This is a genomic window from Kitasatospora sp. NEAU-CNBT7 (genome assembly GCF_057220535.1).
Genome location: NZ_JBXQQB010000011.1, coordinates 1 through 18,130, shown reverse-complemented (window position 1 = coordinate 18,130; position 18,130 = coordinate 1). Strand labels below are relative to the sequence as shown.

17 protein-coding genes are annotated in these 18,130 nt (G+C 72.0%); 8 read left to right on the top strand and 9 right to left on the bottom strand.

Translation table 11 applies throughout. The features are described 5' to 3' along the window. Window positions 1-175: 175 nt before the first annotated feature. Both AC2TEW_RS16695 and AC2TEW_RS16690 read left to right on the top strand, forming a co-directional pair. Entirely contained in the window at window positions 176-1,576 is a 1,401-nt protein-coding gene (locus AC2TEW_RS16695) for a GlnX family signal transduction membrane protein (RefSeq protein WP_484624134.1), read from the top strand. A gap of 107 nt (window positions 1,577-1,683) precedes the next feature. Further along, window positions 1,684-1,950: a hypothetical protein gene (locus AC2TEW_RS16690; protein ID WP_484624133.1), complete on the top strand. Its 267-nt coding sequence runs from the start codon at window positions 1,684-1,686 to the stop codon at window positions 1,948-1,950. A 132-nt stretch (window positions 1,951-2,082) separates the two neighbouring features. On the opposite strand, the gene AC2TEW_RS16685 is transcribed toward AC2TEW_RS16690, so the two are convergent. After that, window positions 2,083-4,005: a putative Ig domain-containing protein gene (locus AC2TEW_RS16685; protein ID WP_484624292.1), complete on the bottom strand. Its 1,923-nt coding sequence runs from the start codon at window positions 4,003-4,005 to the stop codon at window positions 2,083-2,085. Between the two features lie 321 nt (window positions 4,006-4,326). Further along, window positions 4,327-4,677 (bottom strand): KUP/HAK/KT family potassium transporter, encoded by a 351-nt coding sequence (locus tag AC2TEW_RS16680; protein ID WP_484624132.1) that lies wholly within the window; start codon window positions 4,675-4,677, stop codon window positions 4,327-4,329. Between the two features lie 253 nt (window positions 4,678-4,930). Here AC2TEW_RS16680 and AC2TEW_RS16675 point away from each other — a divergent pair, with 253 nt between their 5' ends. Then, complete coding sequence (locus AC2TEW_RS16675) at window positions 4,931-5,302, top strand: NucA/NucB deoxyribonuclease domain-containing protein (protein ID WP_484624131.1); 372 nt, start codon at window positions 4,931-4,933, stop codon at window positions 5,300-5,302. Between the two features lie 58 nt (window positions 5,303-5,360). Beyond that, window positions 5,361-6,068 (top strand): DUF6461 domain-containing protein, encoded by a 708-nt coding sequence (locus tag AC2TEW_RS16670; RefSeq protein ID WP_484624130.1) that lies wholly within the window; start codon window positions 5,361-5,363, stop codon window positions 6,066-6,068. Between the two features lie 400 nt (window positions 6,069-6,468). Here AC2TEW_RS16670 and AC2TEW_RS16665 read toward each other — a convergent pair whose 3' ends face one another. Next, entirely contained in the window at window positions 6,469-7,164 is a 696-nt protein-coding gene (locus tag AC2TEW_RS16665; protein ID WP_484624129.1) for a hypothetical protein, read from the bottom strand. 253 nt (window positions 7,165-7,417) lie between these two features. Between AC2TEW_RS16665 and AC2TEW_RS16660 the strand changes: the two genes are divergently transcribed. Both AC2TEW_RS16660 and AC2TEW_RS16655 read left to right on the top strand, forming a co-directional pair. Next, window positions 7,418-9,037, top strand: coding sequence for a multicopper oxidase family protein (locus AC2TEW_RS16660; RefSeq protein ID WP_484624127.1), 1,620 nt, complete (start codon window positions 7,418-7,420; stop codon window positions 9,035-9,037). 140 nt (window positions 9,038-9,177) lie between these two features. After that, on the top strand, window positions 9,178-9,579 hold the full coding sequence (locus AC2TEW_RS16655; RefSeq protein ID WP_484624126.1) for a hypothetical protein: 402 nt from the start codon (window positions 9,178-9,180) through the stop codon (window positions 9,577-9,579). Window positions 9,580-9,904: 325 nt separating this feature from the next. Here the strand turns inward: AC2TEW_RS16655 and AC2TEW_RS16650 are convergent, their stop codons facing one another. Both AC2TEW_RS16650 and dacB read right to left on the bottom strand, forming a co-directional pair. After that, window positions 9,905-10,087 carry a hypothetical protein gene (locus tag AC2TEW_RS16650; RefSeq protein WP_484624125.1) on the bottom strand — a complete coding sequence of 61 codons (183 nt, stop codon included), beginning with the start codon at window positions 10,085-10,087 and terminating at the stop codon, window positions 9,905-9,907. 99 nt (window positions 10,088-10,186) lie between these two features. Beyond that, a complete protein-coding gene (gene dacB / locus AC2TEW_RS16645; protein WP_484624124.1) occupies window positions 10,187-11,794 on the bottom strand; it encodes a D-alanyl-D-alanine carboxypeptidase/D-alanyl-D-alanine endopeptidase in 1,608 nt (535 codons plus the stop codon). A gap of 634 nt (window positions 11,795-12,428) precedes the next feature. Here dacB and AC2TEW_RS16640 point away from each other — a divergent pair. After that, window positions 12,429-13,415: a helix-turn-helix domain-containing protein gene (locus tag AC2TEW_RS16640; protein WP_484624123.1), complete on the top strand. Its 987-nt coding sequence runs from the start codon at window positions 12,429-12,431 to the stop codon at window positions 13,413-13,415. A gap of 205 nt (window positions 13,416-13,620) precedes the next feature. Here the strand turns inward: AC2TEW_RS16640 and AC2TEW_RS16635 are convergent, their stop codons facing one another. From AC2TEW_RS16635 to AC2TEW_RS16620, 4 genes are all read right to left on the bottom strand, one after another. Continuing rightward, window positions 13,621-14,217: an NADPH-dependent F420 reductase gene (locus AC2TEW_RS16635; RefSeq protein ID WP_484624122.1), complete on the bottom strand. Its 597-nt coding sequence runs from the start codon at window positions 14,215-14,217 to the stop codon at window positions 13,621-13,623. A gap of 111 nt (window positions 14,218-14,328) precedes the next feature. Next, window positions 14,329-15,147: an inositol monophosphatase family protein gene (locus AC2TEW_RS16630; protein ID WP_484624121.1), complete on the bottom strand. Its 819-nt coding sequence runs from the start codon at window positions 15,145-15,147 to the stop codon at window positions 14,329-14,331. A gap of 259 nt (window positions 15,148-15,406) precedes the next feature. Continuing rightward, a complete protein-coding gene (locus AC2TEW_RS16625) occupies window positions 15,407-16,912 on the bottom strand; it encodes a GMC family oxidoreductase (RefSeq protein WP_484624291.1) in 1,506 nt (501 codons plus the stop codon). Between the two features lie 139 nt (window positions 16,913-17,051). Beyond that, window positions 17,052-17,201, bottom strand: coding sequence for a hypothetical protein (locus tag AC2TEW_RS16620; protein WP_484624120.1), 150 nt, complete (start codon window positions 17,199-17,201; stop codon window positions 17,052-17,054). A 414-nt stretch (window positions 17,202-17,615) separates the two neighbouring features. On the opposite strand from AC2TEW_RS16620, the gene AC2TEW_RS16615 reads away from it, so the two are divergent. Further along, window positions 17,616-18,130, top strand: a 515-nt coding sequence (locus AC2TEW_RS16615; RefSeq protein ID WP_484624119.1) for a DinB family protein, incomplete at its 3' end; no start/stop codon positions are given.

Genomic DNA, 18,130 nt, shown 5'->3' with positions numbered 1-18,130 from the left:
AACGACCGTACCGCGGAAGACGGGCTCGCCAGGGGTGGCGGACCCGGGTACGGCCGGACCGGCACCCGGGCCGCGCGCCCCCCGCACCACCACCGGACAGGACCACGAGGATCCCGCGGCCACCCCGGCCCGGAGGCCGGGCATCCGCGCCCGGATCCCCGCGCTGAGCGGTCCGTTGAGCGGTCCCTGGTGGAACACGCCCCGCCTGGTCCGCGCACTCACCGCCCTCTGCCTGGCCACCCTGCTCGCCCTCGCCGCGGCCACGGCCTCGGTGCTCGGCGGCGCCCGCGACGGCACCGACACCATCGGCCACCGGGCCGCGCCGCAGGCCACCCGGGCCGCCGACCTGGCCTTCGCGCTCAGCGACATGGATGCCCAGGCCGCCAACCTGCTGCTGATCGGCGCCGACCCGGACTACACGGCCCTGCGCAAGCAGACGCTGGACACCTACGAGCAGCGCCGCAACCAGGCCGGGACCGACCTCCAGCGCGCCGCCGAGGCCGCCGCCGGTGACCCGGCCGGACAGCGCGCCGTCCAGACCGTCATCGCCGAACTCGGCAGCTACGAAGCCCTGGTGGCACGCGCCCAGCTGCTGGAGGACCAGGCCCACGCGCCGGCCGGAAAGCCCTCCCCGGACGCCCTGGACACCTACCGGCAGGCCACCGACCTGCTCCGGCAGAGGCTGCTGCCCGCTGCCGACCAGGTCGCCGCCGCCAACTCCGCCACCGTCGAGCGCATCTACTCGGCCCAGCGCGACGATCTCGCGGCCGGATGGTGGTGGATCGCGGCCACCGGTGCGGGCGCCCTCGCAGCCCTGGCCGCGCTGCAGCGGACCCTGACCACCCGCTTCCGCCGCAGGCTCAGCCTCCCGCTCGCCGCCGCGACGCTGCTCACCGTCCTCGGGCTGGCCACCGGCCTCCACCTCGCCGCCGCGGCCGACGGCCACCTGGTCGTCGCCAAGCGCAACGCCTACGACTCCGTCATCGCCCTCAGCCGCGCCCGCGCGGTGGCCTACGACATGAACGCGGACGAGAGCCGCTACCTCACCGACCCGGCCCGGGCCGCCGCGTACGAGCAGTCCTTCCTCGACAAGACCCAGGCCGTCGCCCACCTCCCGGGCGCCACCCTCGGCAGCTACAACAACGAGCTGTCACGTCAGGCCGACGCCCACCGCGCCGACCACCGGGTGGTCCCGTTCGACGGCTTCCTCGGGGCGGAACTGCGCAACATCACCTTCCCGGGCGAGCAGGACGCGGCCGAACGCGCGCTGACGGCGTTCCAGCGCTACCAGCAGGACGACCGCACCATGCGCGCCCTGCGCGACCAGGGGCAGCTCAAAGCCGCGGTGACGTTCAACACCGGTACGGCGCCCGGCCAGTCCAACGCGGACTTCGAGCTTCTCAGCACCGCTCTGGGTGATGTCCTGGCGGTCAACCAGCGGGCCTTCGACACGGCGGTGGCCGACGCCGACGGCGACCTGGGTCCCGGTACCGCGGCACTGGGCGGCCTCGCGCTCGTCCTGGCGCTGGCCCTGGGCGTGCTCGGGGTCCGCCCGCGGCTGCGCGAGTACCGCTGAGCGGCCCCCGCCGCACTGCGCTGCCGGACCCGCGGCCCGATCACCGACCCGGGACGAGCGGACGATCAGGGCGCGAGGCGGTTGCCGGATCGCGTTATGGTCGGCGCATGACCGATGGCAGGCAGCCCGACCTGGACGCGATCGAGGCGCAGTTCGTTGCGCTCGTCGAGGAACGGACCGGTCGGGACGCCGTCGACCGGTGGGCGGCGCGGTGGCTCGCCGATGACGGTCTCAGCTGGGACGGCCCGGCCCGGTGGGCGTTGGGGGTGCTCCACGGCATCGACCTGCCGGACGGCCCCGGGGGCGGCTTCCTGCACGACGACGATCAGGTGCGTGGCTGGCTGGATGAGTTCAGGAGGCGCCGGGCCGAGTGATCGGTGCCGGGCCGGCCCGCGAGCGTTCCGGCCGGGTGCCGCCGGACACCCGGGCCGTCCGACGCGCGGGGGCCGCGGCCGATGCGGCCGCGGCCCCTGGTGTGTCGTGGTGTGCCGTGATGTGCCGTGGTGTCAGGAGATGTTGAGGGCGGTGTCGTCGATCACGAAGCTGGTCTGCAGGGAGCTGTCCTCGGCGCCGGTGAACTTGACGGTCACGCTCTGGCCGGCGAAGGCGGAGAGGTCGTAGCTGCGCAGCACGTAGCCGTTGGCCTTGTTGAGGTTGCTGAAGGTGGCCAGGGTGGTGGAGCCCGCCTGGACGGTCAGCTTGTCGTAGGCCGTGGAGGTGGTGGTCTCGGCGGAGTCGATGTGCAGGTAGAAGCTGAGGGTGGCGTGGCAGCCCTGCGGCACGGTCACCGTCTGGGCGAGGGAGTCGGTGTGCGTGGAGCCGTAGCCGTCGAGCCAGGCCTTCCAGCTGCCGGCGTGCGCGGCCTGGGAGGCGCTGTTGTCGACGACGCCGGAGCTGGCGGTCCACGGGGCGGCGCTGCCGGTCTCGAAGCCGGCGTTGCCGAGCAGCTGGGCCGGGGTGCAGCCGCCACCGGTGCCGGTGACCGTCCAGGTGAAGGTGGTGGAGCCGGCGGCGCCGGTGGTGTCGGTCGCGGTGACGGTGACGGTGTAGGTGCCCGCGGCGGTGGCCGTACCGGTGATCAGGCCGGTGGCGGAGTTGACGGACAGCCCGGCGGGCAGGCCGCTCGCCGAGTAGCTGAGGGTCTGGCCGGTGGCGGAGTCCGTCGCGTGGATCTGGAGGGAGGCCGAACCGCCCTGCGCGGTGGTCTGGTTGCCCGGGCTGGTGACGGTCACGGTGTTGCCGGAGCTGGCGCCGTTGGTGAAGGCGGCGGTGCCGTTGGGGGTGCCGAGACCGGTCGGGCCGTCGTACCCGGCGGCGGCGGTGCAGAGGTAGGACGGCGAGCAGCTGCCGTTGGCGCCGGTGGTCACGTCGTACAGCGAGGAGGTGTGCGCGTACGGGTAGGAGGCGGGGCTGGTGCCCGCGGCGGGGGTCCCGGCCAGCGCGTAGACGGCGGCGATGATCGGGGCGGAGGCGCTGGTGCCGCCGTAGACGTTCCACCCGCTGCCGCCGTAGGTCTGGTAGACGGCGACGCCGGTGGCCGGGTCGGCGACGGCGGAGACGTCCGCGACGGTCCGCCGTGCGCAGCCGCTGTCGGTCTGCCAGGTCGGCTTGGCGTCGTACGCGGAGCAGCCGGAGCCCGCGCCGTCGCCGCCGGAGCTGGTGCCCCAGACCTTCTCGGTCCAGCCGCGGGCGCTGGAGTTGCGGCTGAGGCTGGTGCCGCCGACGGCGGTGACGTACTTGGAGGACGCCGGGTACTCCGCGCCGTAGCCGGAGTCACCGGAGGAGACGGTGATGGCGACGCCCGGGTGGTTGAAGTACGCGGTGTCGGAGGCGGTGTCGGTGGAGTCCTCGCCGCCGCCGTAGCTGTTGGAGACGTACTTGGCGCCCAGGCTGACCGCGGTGTTCACTGCCGCGCCGAGGTTCTCCATGGTCGCGCTGTCCGCCTCGACCAGCAGGATGTGGCAGTTGGGGCAGACGGCGCTGACCATGTCGACGTCGAGCGAGATCTCGCCCGCCCAGCCGCTGTCGGCGGTCGGGTAGCTGGTGCCGCCGCGCTGGTCGACCTTCTTGAAGCAGCCGTTGGCGGTGGTGCAGGCGGGCAGCCCGTACTGGGTGCGGTAGGCCGCGAGGTCGCTCTCCGCCTTGGGGTCGTCGTTGGAGTCGACGATGGCCACGGTCGCGCCCGCGCCGGCCGAGGCGGGCAGGTTGTAGGCCGAGGTGAGATCGGCCGGACCGTAGCCGGACGGCGTGGCGTCGGGCGCCAGGGTGCGCTGCTGGACGAGGTCGGTACGGGCGAGCGCCAGGCAGGCCATCTCGCCGGGGTGGCTGGGAGCCGCGCAGACCCGCCTGGTGCCGACGGGGGACTGGGCGCCGGTGTCGGTGGCGTTGGCGCTCGGGGCGGCGACGGCGAGCAGGCCGGTGGCCGCCATGGCCAGGGCCGGGAGCCCGGCGAGGAGTCCGCGGAGTCTGGGCAGGTGCGGGCTGCCGCTGGGGGAGTGGGAGCGCAAGAGTCGACCCTCCGTGGGGTGAGGGCGCGGCCGGTCCCGGCAGGGGTGTGCGCCGGTACGGGCCGGTGCCCGTGCTGACGGATCTCGGCGTGTGCCGGCCGGCCGCGGCTGGTGGCCGGGGGCCGGTCCGATGCGCTGTACGGGAGTGGGGTTCCGCAGTCGACTGTCAGGGACCTGACATCGTGCTGGGCGCGCCAAATCGCTTGCCCGCTGGGGCAGTTGGTCGGCTGCGTGGCTCTGACGCTACTGACGGCCGTGGCGGCGCGGCAAGGCCGGGCGGCCAGCCTTTGCCGGGCCTTGTCCAGGCCTTGCCAACCGCGTGGCGCGGGCTGCGCGCCTACACCTCGATGTGGAGCCCATGATGACCGGGCGGTCGCGGGGGAGGCCGAAGTACTCGGCGGCGTCGGCCGTGACGTAGGAGGTCGCGATGAACAGCCGCTTGCGCCAGGGTGCCATCGTCGGTGCCTTCCCGCGCCGGAGTTCGATCTTCGACAGGAAGTAGGACGCCTGGTCCAACCGGAGCTGGGCTGCCGACGCGATCCGCTCGGTGGCGGGTGCGCGCGGCACCGGGTCGGTCTCGATGGAGAGGATCACGGTCAGGACCTCCCGCTGTCAGTGGGCGCCCAGGGCTGAGACGGCACTTGCTCTCCCATCACACGTCGACAGTGGACCGATTGAACTCGAAGGAGTTCGGCGGCCGTTCTGCTGTGTGCGCACATCCGATGACGACGGTCAGCCAGCTGCGTTGCGAGGGACCCACCTTGATGGTGTCTCGCGGCCTTTGAGCGGCCTCATGGAATGAAGGGATCAGGCATTCAGTGATGGCCACACAGGCCGGTGGAGCCTCGTGTCGGGAAGCATAGACAGCAAGATCACAACCAAGTACCACATGTTCGTCACCATCCGCCGCAGGACGTGCGAGGACGGGACGTTCAACCGCCTGGCCGCCGTCACCAACGACTCCTGTGACGAGTATCCGTTCGCCGGGACCTACCAGGGCGGCCACACCGGATGCGCGGACATCGTTCCGCAACTCGAGAACGGACAATGGAAGTTCTACACGGTGAAGGGCAGGCCTGACGTCACCAAGCACGAACCCTGCGTCCGAAGCCACGTCTCCCTCACCGAGAACAGCGCGGCGGGTGGCAAGTACGGCAGCTTCGTGCAGACCGACCGCGTCCTGGACTCTGAAAAATTCTTCGTGAGCGTCACGTCCTGACCCGCGCGGCCGCGCCCGCAATCCTTCGGGGCGCGGTCCTTTCATGAGGAGGAACTCTGTGCCGGATCGTGAGCCGGTGTGGTGGGAATGGGCGGACAGCGGCCTGCTGCCCACGTTCTGTCTGAACCTGGTGCGGGGGCTGTCGGCGGACGAGGTGATTGCCGCGTACGGTGCAGATCCGGTACAGGCACGGACACTGTCGGCCGCCGAGGCGATCACGCTGCTTCCGGCGCCGGGCGGCGGCACGCTGCTGAGGGTGGGACGGCTCGGTGGGTGGACGTTCTGCTTCGAGGACCGGGAGGCGGAGGGGCTGAAACCCGGTGTGACGGCCCGACTGTCCGAGTACAGCGAGGTCATTCGCCTGTTCTATGCAACTGGGATGACCCTGGTCGAGCGCTGGCAGAACGGCCGGCAACTGGAGTGTTTCGAGCCCGGTCAGCGCCAACTGGCCCAAGGCAGCGGGCCCCACGTGCTCTACCAAGCCGTCCGCGCCGAGGTGCAGAAGCCGCTGGCCTCTTCGGAGACGGGATCCTCCCTGCGAGCCATTGCCCGACATGTCGGCGGCGAGATCCGGTGGGGGACGCTCACCGGCCCGCTCGCGACCGTCTTTCTGTCCGATGCCCAGCGCCAATCGGCTGCCCCGGCGCCCTCGCCTTCCCCTGGCGGCGCACCGCTCGCCGGCCTTGGCCGGTGCCTCGGAACTCTTGGAGCCCTGCAGAGCACCGGCGAGTCAGAGCGTCCCGGAAACGGACGGGCCGCGGACTGAGCCATTCGGTAGCGGCAGCGGGGGCAGGTGAATGCCGATCACGTGACTGGCTCGGCTGCTCCATCGTCTGAGGGAACAACGACAGTGATGGCTCGGGAAGCGGCTGTTGTGGTGCAGAAGATCGTTGATGCGGACCACGTCGACCCTGCCGGGGCGGCGGGCTGGATGCGCTGGAACGGGGTCCTGCCCGTCCGAGCGGCCAGGTCCGTGACTTGATTTTCTGGCCCGAGGGGCGGGAGGCGACGGCTGCCGAGGTGGTTGATCAGGCCCAGCCCCACGCGACCAAGCTCTCGGTCCGGCATCGTGGGCAGAATTCGGACCCGCCGGGACTTGCTCCGTGCGATCGGCGCAGTCGGCGCCCGCCGGGGTGGGGCAACACGGCTCATGACCGGCCGGAGGGTCAGTAGGGCGGCCTCGGCCGGGGCCCCTGCGAGAAGTACGTCCGGATCAGCGAGATCTCGGCCACGTGGTGGCGGCCGGACAGCGCCGATTCGGCGGCCTGTCGGTTGCCGAACGGCCGGTATTCGCGGCGGTGTTGGGTGGCACCTTCGAAGTACTGCTCGTTCGAGAGCAGGGGGAGGGACTGCTGGTCGCCGATCATCGTGATGACGAGGTAGTCGTCCGTCACGGGGTCGACGTAGTGGTGGCGCACGGCGGTGTAGCCGGAGCCGGACGGCAGCGGCGCCGGGGAGCCCTGCCAGCCCTGGGCGGTGAGCGCTTCGGACCAGCTGCGGGCCGCATCCTGGAGTCCGCCGTCGAAGGTCACGTACAGCGCAGTCTGCCGCTGGCAGAACACCGGGAGCGCGGAGTCGGAGTCGAACTCGCGATGCCCGCGCAGGCAGCGGTCGAGGGTCGCGTCCCCCAGGGCTCCGGGCGAGCCCGGGAGCACGCCGGATATCTCGGAGAGGCGTCGGCCGAGCTCCGAGGACGCGGTCCGGCTGGCGGCCGCCACCTGGGGTGATCGCGCGACACCCCCGACGCCCGGCCGGATCGGCAGGTAGCCCCAGTACGCCCCGGAGGCAACCACAGCCGCCGTCAGCACGGCGGCACCGATGGCCGGCCTCCTACGCCGCTTGGGTGATCTTGTTGTCGCCATCCGGCGATGCTGCCATCCATGCGTCCCAACTGCGTCACGACCGCGTCCTGATGGCATGCGGTCGCTGGTGAGGTGCGCGGCGCGACCGGCGGAGAGCCGGAGAGGCGGGCCCACGGCAGACGACGCCCCCCGAGCGCGCCGCAGCCGCCTTGCGCCGTACCGCGCACGTGTCCGGACCGTCCGTGGAGGGGGACGGCGTGCCGTGGCAGGGCGGTACCGGATACCTCGCCGGTTGGTCATAGATTGTCCGCTCATGGGAGTGAGTGGCGGGATGAGCCGCCGGTCGGTGCTCAGGTCGGGCGTGGTCGTCGGGCTCACCGTTGCCGCCGAGGGGTTGGCGGCCGCCGGGTCGGCGGCCGGGCGGGCCGCGGCCGCGGTGGCGGGCGGCTTTCCGCAGCCGCCGGTGACCATGCCGGCACCGGCGCGGGGCACGAGCGGCCGGGTTCTGGAACAGGTCCTCGATGTCCGGTTCACGGACGTCCTCGTGCCGGGCCACGGCCGGCTCACCACCCGCACGTACAACGGCGCGATCCCGGGGCCGACGCTGCGGGCCCGGGCCGGGGACATCCTGCGGATCACCCACGTCAACGGGCTGCCGCCCAACCCGCCCCACCACGGCGGCCACAACACGCCGCACCGCCCCAACAGCTTCAACCTGCACACCCACGGCATGCACGTCTGCCCGTCCGGGCACGCCGACAACGTGCTGCGCGAGTTCGCCCCGCGCACCGCCGCCCAGGCCGCCGCCGGCGCGCCCGAACCCCGGTACACGACCACCGTCCACATCCCGGCCGGGCACCCCGCCGGCACCTACTGGTACCACCCCCACCTGCACGGCTCCATCGCCGAACAGATCGTCGGCGGCATGGCCGGAGTGATCGTCGTCGAAGGCGACGTCGACGACGTCCCCGGGATCAGGGCCGCAGCCGACCTCGTCGTGTGCATCAACGAACTCAAGATCAAGGACGGCCGCATCCCGCCCTTCACCTCCGGCGCCTGGATGTCGGGCATCGCCTCCGTGTTCACCGTCAACGGCACCGTCAACCCCGCCCTGCGGCTGCGCCCGGGCGAGGTGCAGCGGTGGCGGCTGGTCGCCGCGACCGCGATCACCGCCCTGCGGCTCCGGCTGACCGGCCCGCCCGGCACGGTGACGATGCACCAGATCGCGCAGGACGGCGTCACCTTCGCCGCGCCGGTCGCCCGGCAGGACGTGGACCTGGCGATGGGCAACCGCGCCGACGTGCTCGTCCGGGCAGACGCGGCGGGCCGGTACGAGCTGCGCGCCGAGGGCGTGCCGACGCCGCTGATGACGGTCGAGGTCGCCGGGGAGCGGGTGGAGCCACCGACGGGACTGCCGTCCCGGCTGCCGCCGGGCCGCCCGATGCTCGACGAGCGCGAGGTCACCGCCGGCACCGACCGGGAGGTCGTCCTGCACGCCGACCCCGGCGTCTTCCCGGGGGCCTTCCCCAACGCCTTCCGCATGCTGGGTACCGGAGCCACCCCCGCCGCCGACCCACACGGGGACCTCACCAAGGACCCCGCCTACGGCCTGTTCGACCCCTCCTTCACCAACCACACCCTGCGCCTGGGCACGGTCGAGCGGTGGACCGTGCGCAGCGACGAGACCCTCCCGGCCTTCAACCACCCCTTCCACCTGCACACCAACCAGTTCCTCGTCACCCACCGCAACGGCGAGCGGCTCCCCGTCCCGGTCTGGCACGACACCATCGGCCTGGCCGGCGGGACACCCGGAGAGTCCGTCACCTTCCTGGCCAGGTACGAGGACTTCACCGGCCGGACCATCGCCCACTGCCACCAACTCCACCACGAGGACCTCGGCATGATGCAGACCGTCCACTACATCGACCGCTGACTGCTGACCGCTGCCCCTGGTCGAGGGTCGCTGGTCGCGGCCCGGCTTCCGCCTGCTGCATCGCCCTGGCCCTCCCGGTCCTTTCGAGGCGCATTCGCTGCGGGCCGCGTACCTCGCGCATCGGGGAGTAGGCCGGAAACATGGATCGCTCCGACTGCGCTGCGGGGGCGTGCTCCGGCGAGGTGCCGGAGCTGTGCGACGCGTGCGGACGGCTCGTACCGGTCCGGCAGCTGGTGGTGCTGCGGGTACCGGACTCCTCGGCGGTGTCGGTGGACGCCCGGTTCGACGGTGAGCGACTGCTGCGTGCGTGCTGCGACCCGCACCTGATCGAGCTCGCCGCCGACTACCAGCACCGCCCCTTCGTACCGGAGGAGCTGTGGTCGGGGCAGATCACCCGCGCGGTGCGCCTGCTCGGACCGCTGGGGTGGGAGGAGATGTACGACCGGCTGATCGCGATGACGGGTCTGGGCGAGGAGCAGGTGATGCGGGCGGTCGCCTGGCAGGAGGAGCGCCGCCACCACTCCGGGCCGGCCACCGGTTGAGGCAGCCGGTGAGGGACCACATCGCCGCACGAGACGCGTCTGTCGGTCGGAGGTTGTGCTCGGCGGCTGAACCAGCGGCCTTCCGGCGGCAGTCGTGACCTTGAGAGGTGCGAAGATCGGCGGATGCTGCCCGTAGGTGAGTTCTTCCTTGCCGGAGACGATGCGTCCGCCCTCCGGGTCGGCCCCCACAGACGTCACGACTTCCCGGCCGTGCCGTGTGACGGGATCTACCCGGATGACGCGGTTCTGAAGTGGGAAGCCCAACTGACGGGTGCCGAGAGCACTCTTCGCAGCGGGGTCGGTTCCGGGAGACCCTTCGACCGGCTCAGCCGCGCGCGGCCTGCTCGATCGGATCGGCGGTGGCGGCGACCCGGGAGAGGCGGACCGAGCGGCTGCCGGGAGGCTCGGCGGTGGTGGCACCGATCCGCTCGGCCATCGTGCTGGGCCGGCGGGGACACTGCTCCCCGTTTGAGGACTCCCAGGCCCCGGGGGCCTGGGAGTCGGCCATGAACCGGGCCTGTGCTTCAGCCAGGTCACCGGCGAGTGATCCGTGGAACCTGTCCCGGTCCAGGATCAGAGATCCGATGACCCCACGTCCGGTTCGGCATCACGTCCCGGCGCGATGCGGGTGCGGGTGCTGGGAGGCCTGCTCCTGCAACAGCGCGGAGATCTGGTTGACGTCGTTGAAGATGCTGAGGAAGCTCTGCAGGTCGGCGCTGGAGGCACTGTTCACGCCGATGTAGAAGAGGTGCAGGCAGCCGTCGTCGGTCTGCAGGTAGCCGGCCTCCTCCTGGGCGCCGACCTGGATCCGCTGGTTGAGCAGGTCCTGGCCGAGGACGGTGCCGGGTTTGGCGAAGACCTTGCCCTTGGCCGGGCAGTCGGTGGTGCAGTCGATCCCGTTGCTGCCGTCGACCCCCAGGATCGGCAGGGACAGCCGGAAGGCGTCCGCGTCGGGGGTGCCCAGCCAGTAGGCGAGGATCTGGGTGAGGCCGGTCGGGGTGGCCCGGTCGGACGGCACACCGCCGCGCCCGTCGGCGATCTGGAACTGGGTCGGGTCGATGTGGGCGACGTCGGCGAGGAAGTCGTGCTCGATCGGGAAGGCGTCGAAGCAGTCCGTGCCACCCTGCAGCACGGCCATGTTGCACAGCGCCAGGTTGGCGCCGAGGTTGTGGCTGACCTTGAGGATCAGCTTGGCGTACTGGCTGTACGGCGGGGAGACGTACGCGGCCACCTGCGGGTCGTCGTGGTACGAGGCGGGCAGCTCGCCCTGCGGGTTGGGGCCGGTCGGGTCGGCGGTGACGGTGACGCCGGCTCGGGCGAGCGCCTCGATCAGTGCGGTGCGGCCGAAGGCGTCGGGGTCCTGGATGCTGGAGGTCCGCAGCAGGGGCTGGGTGTCGGCGGCGATGGTGCCGGTCAGGGTGATCCGGGTGCCGTCGGGGGAGGCGCTGACCTGGACGTTCGTCGGGCCTCCGGCCTCCACGGTCCGGACGGTGGAGGTGACCTGGTAGGGGGCGACCTGCGGGCGCCAGGTCAGCTGGGCGGGCTGGCCGGGAGCGGTGGGGGTGGTGAGCAGGTCGATGAGGTTGTCGTTGATGATCAGCGGAGTGGGCTTCGGGTCCAGCGCCGGGGGCGTGAAGATCCGGGGGTCGACGATGACGTCCCCGTTGACATGGGTGATGCCCGCGTCGTGCACCTGCTGGGCGATCTGGTTCAGGCCGGCGAGCGGGTTCTCGGGGGTGAGGGTGGCGCCGGGCAGGTTGGCCTCGGTGTGGTCGATGTCCGTGTAGTCCACCGAGCCGTCGGGCTTGGTGCGGCCGCCCATCGTCAGGTCGCCCTGGGCGACCAGCGCCAGGTTCCCGTTCAGGACCGAGCCGTCGCGGCTGCCGGTGGCGAACACGGGGGTGGTGAAGCGGTGGTCGGGGCCAAGGGTGTGCCAGGCGGAGGAGATGGTCACCAGCTTGGTGGTCGAGCCGGGGATGAAGAACTGGTTCGCGAACCGGGAGTGGATCGTCTCCCCGGTCGAGGGGTCGATCTCCAGCACGCCCCACTGTGCGTGGTCGTACTCGGGCTTGTGCATGATCGCTTCGATCGCGGGCCCGAGGTCGTCGTCGTACGTGGCCGCCGCGGGGGCGACGGCGGCCGAGCCGGCCACGGCCAGGAGTGTCGCTGCGGCGGCGGCGCAGGCGCGCAGCCGGCCGCGGATCGTGGGTCTCATGCGGTTCCGCCGTTTCTGGAGTCGGAGCCCGTCGCACGGTGCGCACCGGGCGCGCTCGGCCTCATGGTAGGAAGCGGAACCAGCGGATTCCGCTCACCCGGTGCCGAGCTGACGGTGTGTGGTGCGGAAGCCATCCGATCGGTCGATCGGCATGGGACCGAGACCTGCGCCGAGGACGTTCCCGCTTGCGCCCATGACCTGGGAGTCGACGCGGATCCGGGCAGAGCCTGTCGCGGACCTGCCGTCCGGCGCCCGGGCAGCAGGTGGCCGCCGACCCGTACCGTCCCCGGGCCCAGCCGCATCCGGGCGGCCGGCGCGAGCAACGGGGACGTACGCCCCGACCCGCCCGGGCCGTCCACCACCAGCAGGCCACCCGCCCCGACCCGCAGGTCCAGGCTCCCGAACACCGCTCAGACGGCGCTGCTCCGGGCCGCAGCGCCGGTCACGGAGCTGTTCACCAGCGGCCTTCTCCCGATGCTCCGGGGTGGCAACCCCTGCCGAGTTGGCCGCCGCCGCTCTGACAGCATGACACCGGCAATGTTGCGATGATCATGTGAATCCACCCATGCGAGGGGACCGGAGAGGGATGCACGGTACTGGAGCGGAGACCGGCGGCGCGCGCGGGGTGTTCGCAGTGGACTCGACTGCCGAAGGCGCCGCACCGCGGGGGCTCGACGCCTTCCGGCGCGGGTGGGAGACGCAGGTCGGCGACGATGTCTTCCAACTGCCGGCCTTCAGCACGGACACGATCGGTGACTTCCGGGTCAAGGGCAACGTGGCCAAGGTGCACGGCGCGGCGATCGCCGATCTCCACGCCGCGTCGGCCACCCGGACCGCGGACGTCCCGGGCGGTGATCAGGACCTGGTTGCCATGTACGTCGTGCGGCGCGGCGCATGGACTCTGGGCGGCCCGCCCGGTGACGGCGACCGGACCGTGTCGGCCGGGCAGTTCCTCGTCCGGCACCTCGGGCGGCTGACGGCCTTCGAGACGTCGGCGCACCTCACGGCGAAGTTCCTCGTCCTGCCCCCCGGTGAGCTCAAACCCCTGCTCGGGACCCGGGTGGTCACCGGGCCGGCGGACTCGGCCGAGATGCGCCTGCTGACGGCGCTCACGGACATGATCCACATGACCGTGGCCGACCTCGGCCCGGCCGGTGTGGCAGCTGCCCAAGGCACCCTGATCGAGCTGGCCAAGGCGGTGGTGAAGGGCCGGTTCGACGACGTGGAACCCCGGTTGGCGCCCGCGCTCACCCGGGCGGCCAAGGATCTCGCGGACCGTCGGCTGGCCGACCCCGACCTGTCCCCGGCCATGCTCGCACGTGAACTCAACGTCTCCGTCCGTACGCTGCACCGGGCCTTCGCCGCGGTGGGTGAGCAGGTGACCACCTACATCCGCCATCGGCGACTGCACGAGGCCCGGCTCGCCCTCGTCGCGCCGTCGGGGCGGCTGAGCATCTCGGAACTTGCCGCACACTGGCAGTTCGCGGACGGCAGTCACTTCACCCGAGCTTTCAAGAAGCACTACGGTCAGACTCCCACCGAGTACGCCCGCTCGACCCGAGCGGCCTCGCTCGCGCCGGACCGGCCCCTGCCGGGCCAGGAGCCGGCCGAGAGCCCGTGACCAGAGGTACGACCGCAGTTCAGCGGGTGCCGCCGACCGGTTGTCCCGGGCCGGGCAGTACGGCGGACAGGTGACCGACGAGGCTCCCCGGCCGGTTGCCCGAGACGCGAGACATCTCGCCCAACCGCCCGGGAGCCTCGTCCGTGCTGCCCTCCTACCGCCTGCCCGGCCGTCAGCCGATCGGAGCCGCCCTGGAACTGCTCGGTCAGCGGGCGATGGAGATGGCGAAGGGGGTGAATCCGGTGGAGCGGATGACGTGCGGGACGAACAGGATGGCGGCCTCGGTGGCGCGGGCGGTGCGGATGCCGCCGAGGTCGGTGATCCAGTCCTGGTCCCAGCCGAGGTCGGTGAGCAGGTCGCGGACGGTCTGCTTGGCCTGGGGGTCCTCGCCGGACAGGAAGACGGTGGGCGCCTGGGTGAGCGCGGCGGGGGCGGTCATCACCGGGAAGAGCATGGTGTTGAGGGTCTTGACGACGTGGGTGCCGGGGAGCGCGTCCTGGAGCTGTTCGGCGAGGCTGGAGCCGGGGTAGACGAGGTCGGCGGGCAGTCCGTCCGGTCCGTCGGTGGTGGCGTTGGAGACGTCGACGAGGATCTTGCCGTTCAGTTCCTCGCGCAGGGCGGCGAGGCGTTCCAGGGAGCCGGCGCCCGGGGTGGCGTTGATGACGATGTCGGCACTGCGGGCGGCTGCTGCGGCGGCGCCGGGGTCGCGGTCCACCACGGTGACCTGGTGGCCGGCCAGGGTGAGGGCTGCGGCGAGGTTGCCGCCGACGCGGCCGTTGCCGAGGACTGCGATGGTGGTCATGGTGATCTGTTCCTTTGCGTTGGTGCGGGTTGGCGTGCGGGTCGGTGCGTGCGGGTTGGTGTGTGCGGGTTGGTGTGTGCGGGTTGGTGTGTGCGGGGTCGGGGCGGGTGGTCAGCGGGTGAGGGTGGCGGCGGCCCGGGCGTGGACGGCGGGTGCGGCGGCGAGGAAGCTTGCGCTCTGCGGGGTCCAGGGGCGGCCCTGGGTGTCGGAGACGGTCCCGCCGGCCTCGGTGACGAGCAGCGCGCCGGGCAGCAGGTCCGCGCGGGCGCCGGCGAACTGCCAGAAGGCGTCGATGCGTCCGGCGGCCACGTTGACCAGGTGCAGGGTGGCGGGGACCGCGACGCGCACCACGAGCGCGTCGGAGAGCATCGCGGTGATCGAGGCGCCGATCTGCTGCACGACCTGCTCGTCCTCGTCGGGGCGGGCCTGGCTGGTGGCGACGATGCCAAGGCCCAGGTCGGCGGTGGCGGAGACGTGCAGCGGCCGGCCGTCGAGGTGGGCGCCGGCGCCGGTGCGGGCGGTGTAGGTCTCGCCGGTCAGCGGCAGGTGCACCACCGTGAGCTGCGGCCGGTTGTCGCGCACCAGGGTGGCGGTGACCGCCCACTCCGGCAGGCCGTGCAGGTGGTTCACGTTGCCCTCGGCCGGGTCCACCACCCACCACTCGCCGTCCGGCAGCGCCCCGCCGTCCAGCTCGTCCTCCACCCATCGGGCCTGCGGCCGCAGTGCGGTCAGGGCGGGACGCAGGATGTCGAGGGCCGCGTCGTCGTTGACGGCCAGCGCCGCCATCAGCTCCTCGCGGCTGCCGTAGCGGACCACCTCGCCGAAACGCGCGCGCAGCGCCGCACCGGCCTCACGCACCGCGTCCGCGGTCCGGTCGAGCAGATCGGCGTCGGACAGGACGGCGGGGGTGGTCTGAAGCGATTCGGACATGGGTGAACTCCCTTATGGGATAGGGCCTATGAGGCTGATCGGGCCGAACCGGGTGGCCGTTCCTGCGCGTTCGTCTCAACGGTAGGCAGCCTCATTGTTAACTTCAAATGCATGTCAAGAGCGGCTGGGATTACTCGCGTGCAAGTGGATGCCAGCCTGCTCGCCCCGATCGACGCGGTACCGGAGCCCGGGCCGCATTCGGTGCACGGCGGGGAGGCCGAGGCGCGTCGGGGGAGCGTCGGGGCGCGCTGGGGGAGGCTCAGCCGAGCAGATCGGCGGCCCGTTCGGCGATGGCGTAGACGGTCGCGTTGGTGTTGGCCGAGGGGATGGACGGCATCACCGAGGCATCGGCGACCCGCAGTCCGGCGACCCCGTGGACGCGAAGGTCTGCAGGGTCGACGACCGCATCGGCGTCGGTTCCCATCCGGCAGGTGCCGGTGTAGTGGAAGTAGGGGCCGGTGGCCTTGCGGATGAACTCGTCCACGGACTCTCCGCTCGTCCCGGCGCCCGGCACCGCTTCCCGCTTGCGCCATTCGGCGAACGCCTCCGCCTCCCCGATGCGGCGTGCCACGGCCAGGCCCCTGCGCATCACCTCCAGGTCACGGTCGTCGCTCAGGTAGCCGGGGTCGACGACGGGAGCACCGGCGGGATCGGCGTCCGCCAGGCGCACGGTGCCGCTGCTGTGCGGAGCCACCGCGGAGAACGCGATGGAGTAGCCGTTGGCCGGCGGCGGGCCCCAGGCCGAGGGGAGCGGCGCGGCGACGACGTAGACCTGAAGGTCCGGCCGGGCCGCGGTGGGGTCGCTGTACACCAGGCCCATCATCTCGGCCGGTGGATTGGCAGGATGGAACGGTACGGGCCGAGTGGCCTCGTACACCACGCCCGCCAGCGGATGGTCCTGCAGATGGGACCCCACGCCCGGCAGGTCGGCGACGACGTCGATGCCGTGTTCGCGAAGGTGTCGTGCCGGGCCGATGCCTGACAGCAGCAGAAGGTGCGCGGAACCGACGGCGCCCGCGGTCAGGATGACCTCGGCGCTCTCGACCGACAGGTGCTCGCCACCTGCGGTGTACTCGACGCCGGTGCAGCGGCCCGCGGTGATCCGCAGACGCCGCGCGGTCGCGTCCGTGACGACGTCCAGGTTCGGCCGGTCGAGGAACGGACGGATGAAGGCGTCGGCCGCGCTCTGGCGGGCGCCGCCGGGCAGATTCAGGTCACTCCACCCGAACCCGGTCTCCAGTCCGCTGCCGATGTCATCGGCGCGGGTGAAGCCCGCTTGCACCGCGGCATCAACGCCCGCCGCGGCCAGGGGATGCGGTTCCGGAACCGGGGCGACCGCGACCGGTCCGTCCGTGCCCCGCACGGAGGCATCACGACGGCGCGTGCTCTCGCTGCGGCGGAAGTACGGCAGCAGGTCGTCGAAACCCCAGCCCGGAGCGCCGAGCCCGGGCCATTCGTCGTAACCGGAGCGGTGCCCCCGCAGGTGGTAGAGGCCGTTGATGCTGGACGATCCGCCGAGCGCCCTACCGCGCAGCACGTCAGCGGCCCTGCCCGTACCGGCCTGCACGGTCGAGGTGCCCAGCCAGAGGGATGACGGGTCGAAGCCCAGGAACCCCCATGGAGATGCCATCGCCTCGGTCGCGTCCCGGGCTCCGGCCTCCAGCAACAGCACTCGCACGCCCGGGCGTTCCGAAAGCCGGGAGGCAATCACGCACCCCGCTGTCCCCGCTCCCACCACGACATAGTCATAGGGGTTCTGGCCCATCATGTCTCCGCTTCCCACGGCAGCGCTGTCCGGCCGCCGGGTTTCAGTAAAGAAGGCTGATCGACGATCAAAGAGTTCGGCCCTGCGCCTTGCACGGTCGTCTCCGAGCTCGGCGCGCAGAAGGTGTGGAACCGGCTGATCAGCAGGCGGCCCGGTGACGAACGATCACCTTGGCCCGCCGGGCCCGGGCGTGCCCGGGCCCGCCATTGCCGAGCACCCCGTCGGGGATGTCCAGGCCGGCGCCGGTATCTGCGATGACGGCCAGGCTGCTGGACTTCTCCTGTTGCACGAGCTCCTTGTCCTTGGTGTGGCCTCGTCCAGGAGCGGCCGGGTTTCCCTTCTGCCATCGAATCGTAGGATCGCCGACAGGGCAGGTTCTTGAACCTCCGCGACGTTCGTTCGGAACCTCAGCGCCATGCGAGGGCCCCTCGATGGCGGACCTGGTGGACGAGCGGGTCGCGCCGATCGGCGGTCCACCGCTCGGCAGAACCTCGTGCCGGACGAGGCCGGGGTCGGTGGGCCAGTTCGCGGAGCCGGTCGGTGTCGCGGGGCGGGGCGGGGTGCGGACCGGGACGTCCGGCCGGTCGGCCAGTTCGTTACCGCGCGGTACCGGTTCCCCCGCCATTCAGGTCAGAAGGTGACCGCTATGGCTCCTAACGTTGACCTTGTCGACGGAGCAAGAATCCACGGAAGGCGGAAACCCATGAGCGAGACCCTGACCGTCAACGAGCCCACCACCGAAGCGCCGGCCGTGACCGGCGAGCGCGCCGACCTGCTGGCGGCGCTGGCCAAGCAGCGGCACTTCCTGCGCTTCACCACCCGTGACCTCACCGACGAGCAGGCCGGGGCGCGGACCACCACCAGCGAGCTGTGCCTGGGCGGTCTGATCAAGCACGTCGCCTCGGTCGAGCGGACCTGGGCCGCGTTCATCGTCGACGGCCCGGCGGCGATGCCCGACTTCACCACCTGGACCGAGGCCGACTTCGCCCGCCGGGCCGACGAGTTCCGGCTCCTGCCCGGTGAGACGCTCGCCGGTGTGCTGGCCGACTACGACGAGGTGGCCCGCCGCACCGACGAACTGGTCGTCGCCCTCCCCGACCTCGGAGCCACCCGGCCGCTGCCGAAGGCCCCGTGGTTCGAGTCGGGTGCGGACTGGTCCGTCCGGCGGGTGCTGATGCACGTCATCGCCGAGACCGCCCAGCACGCCGGCCACGCCGA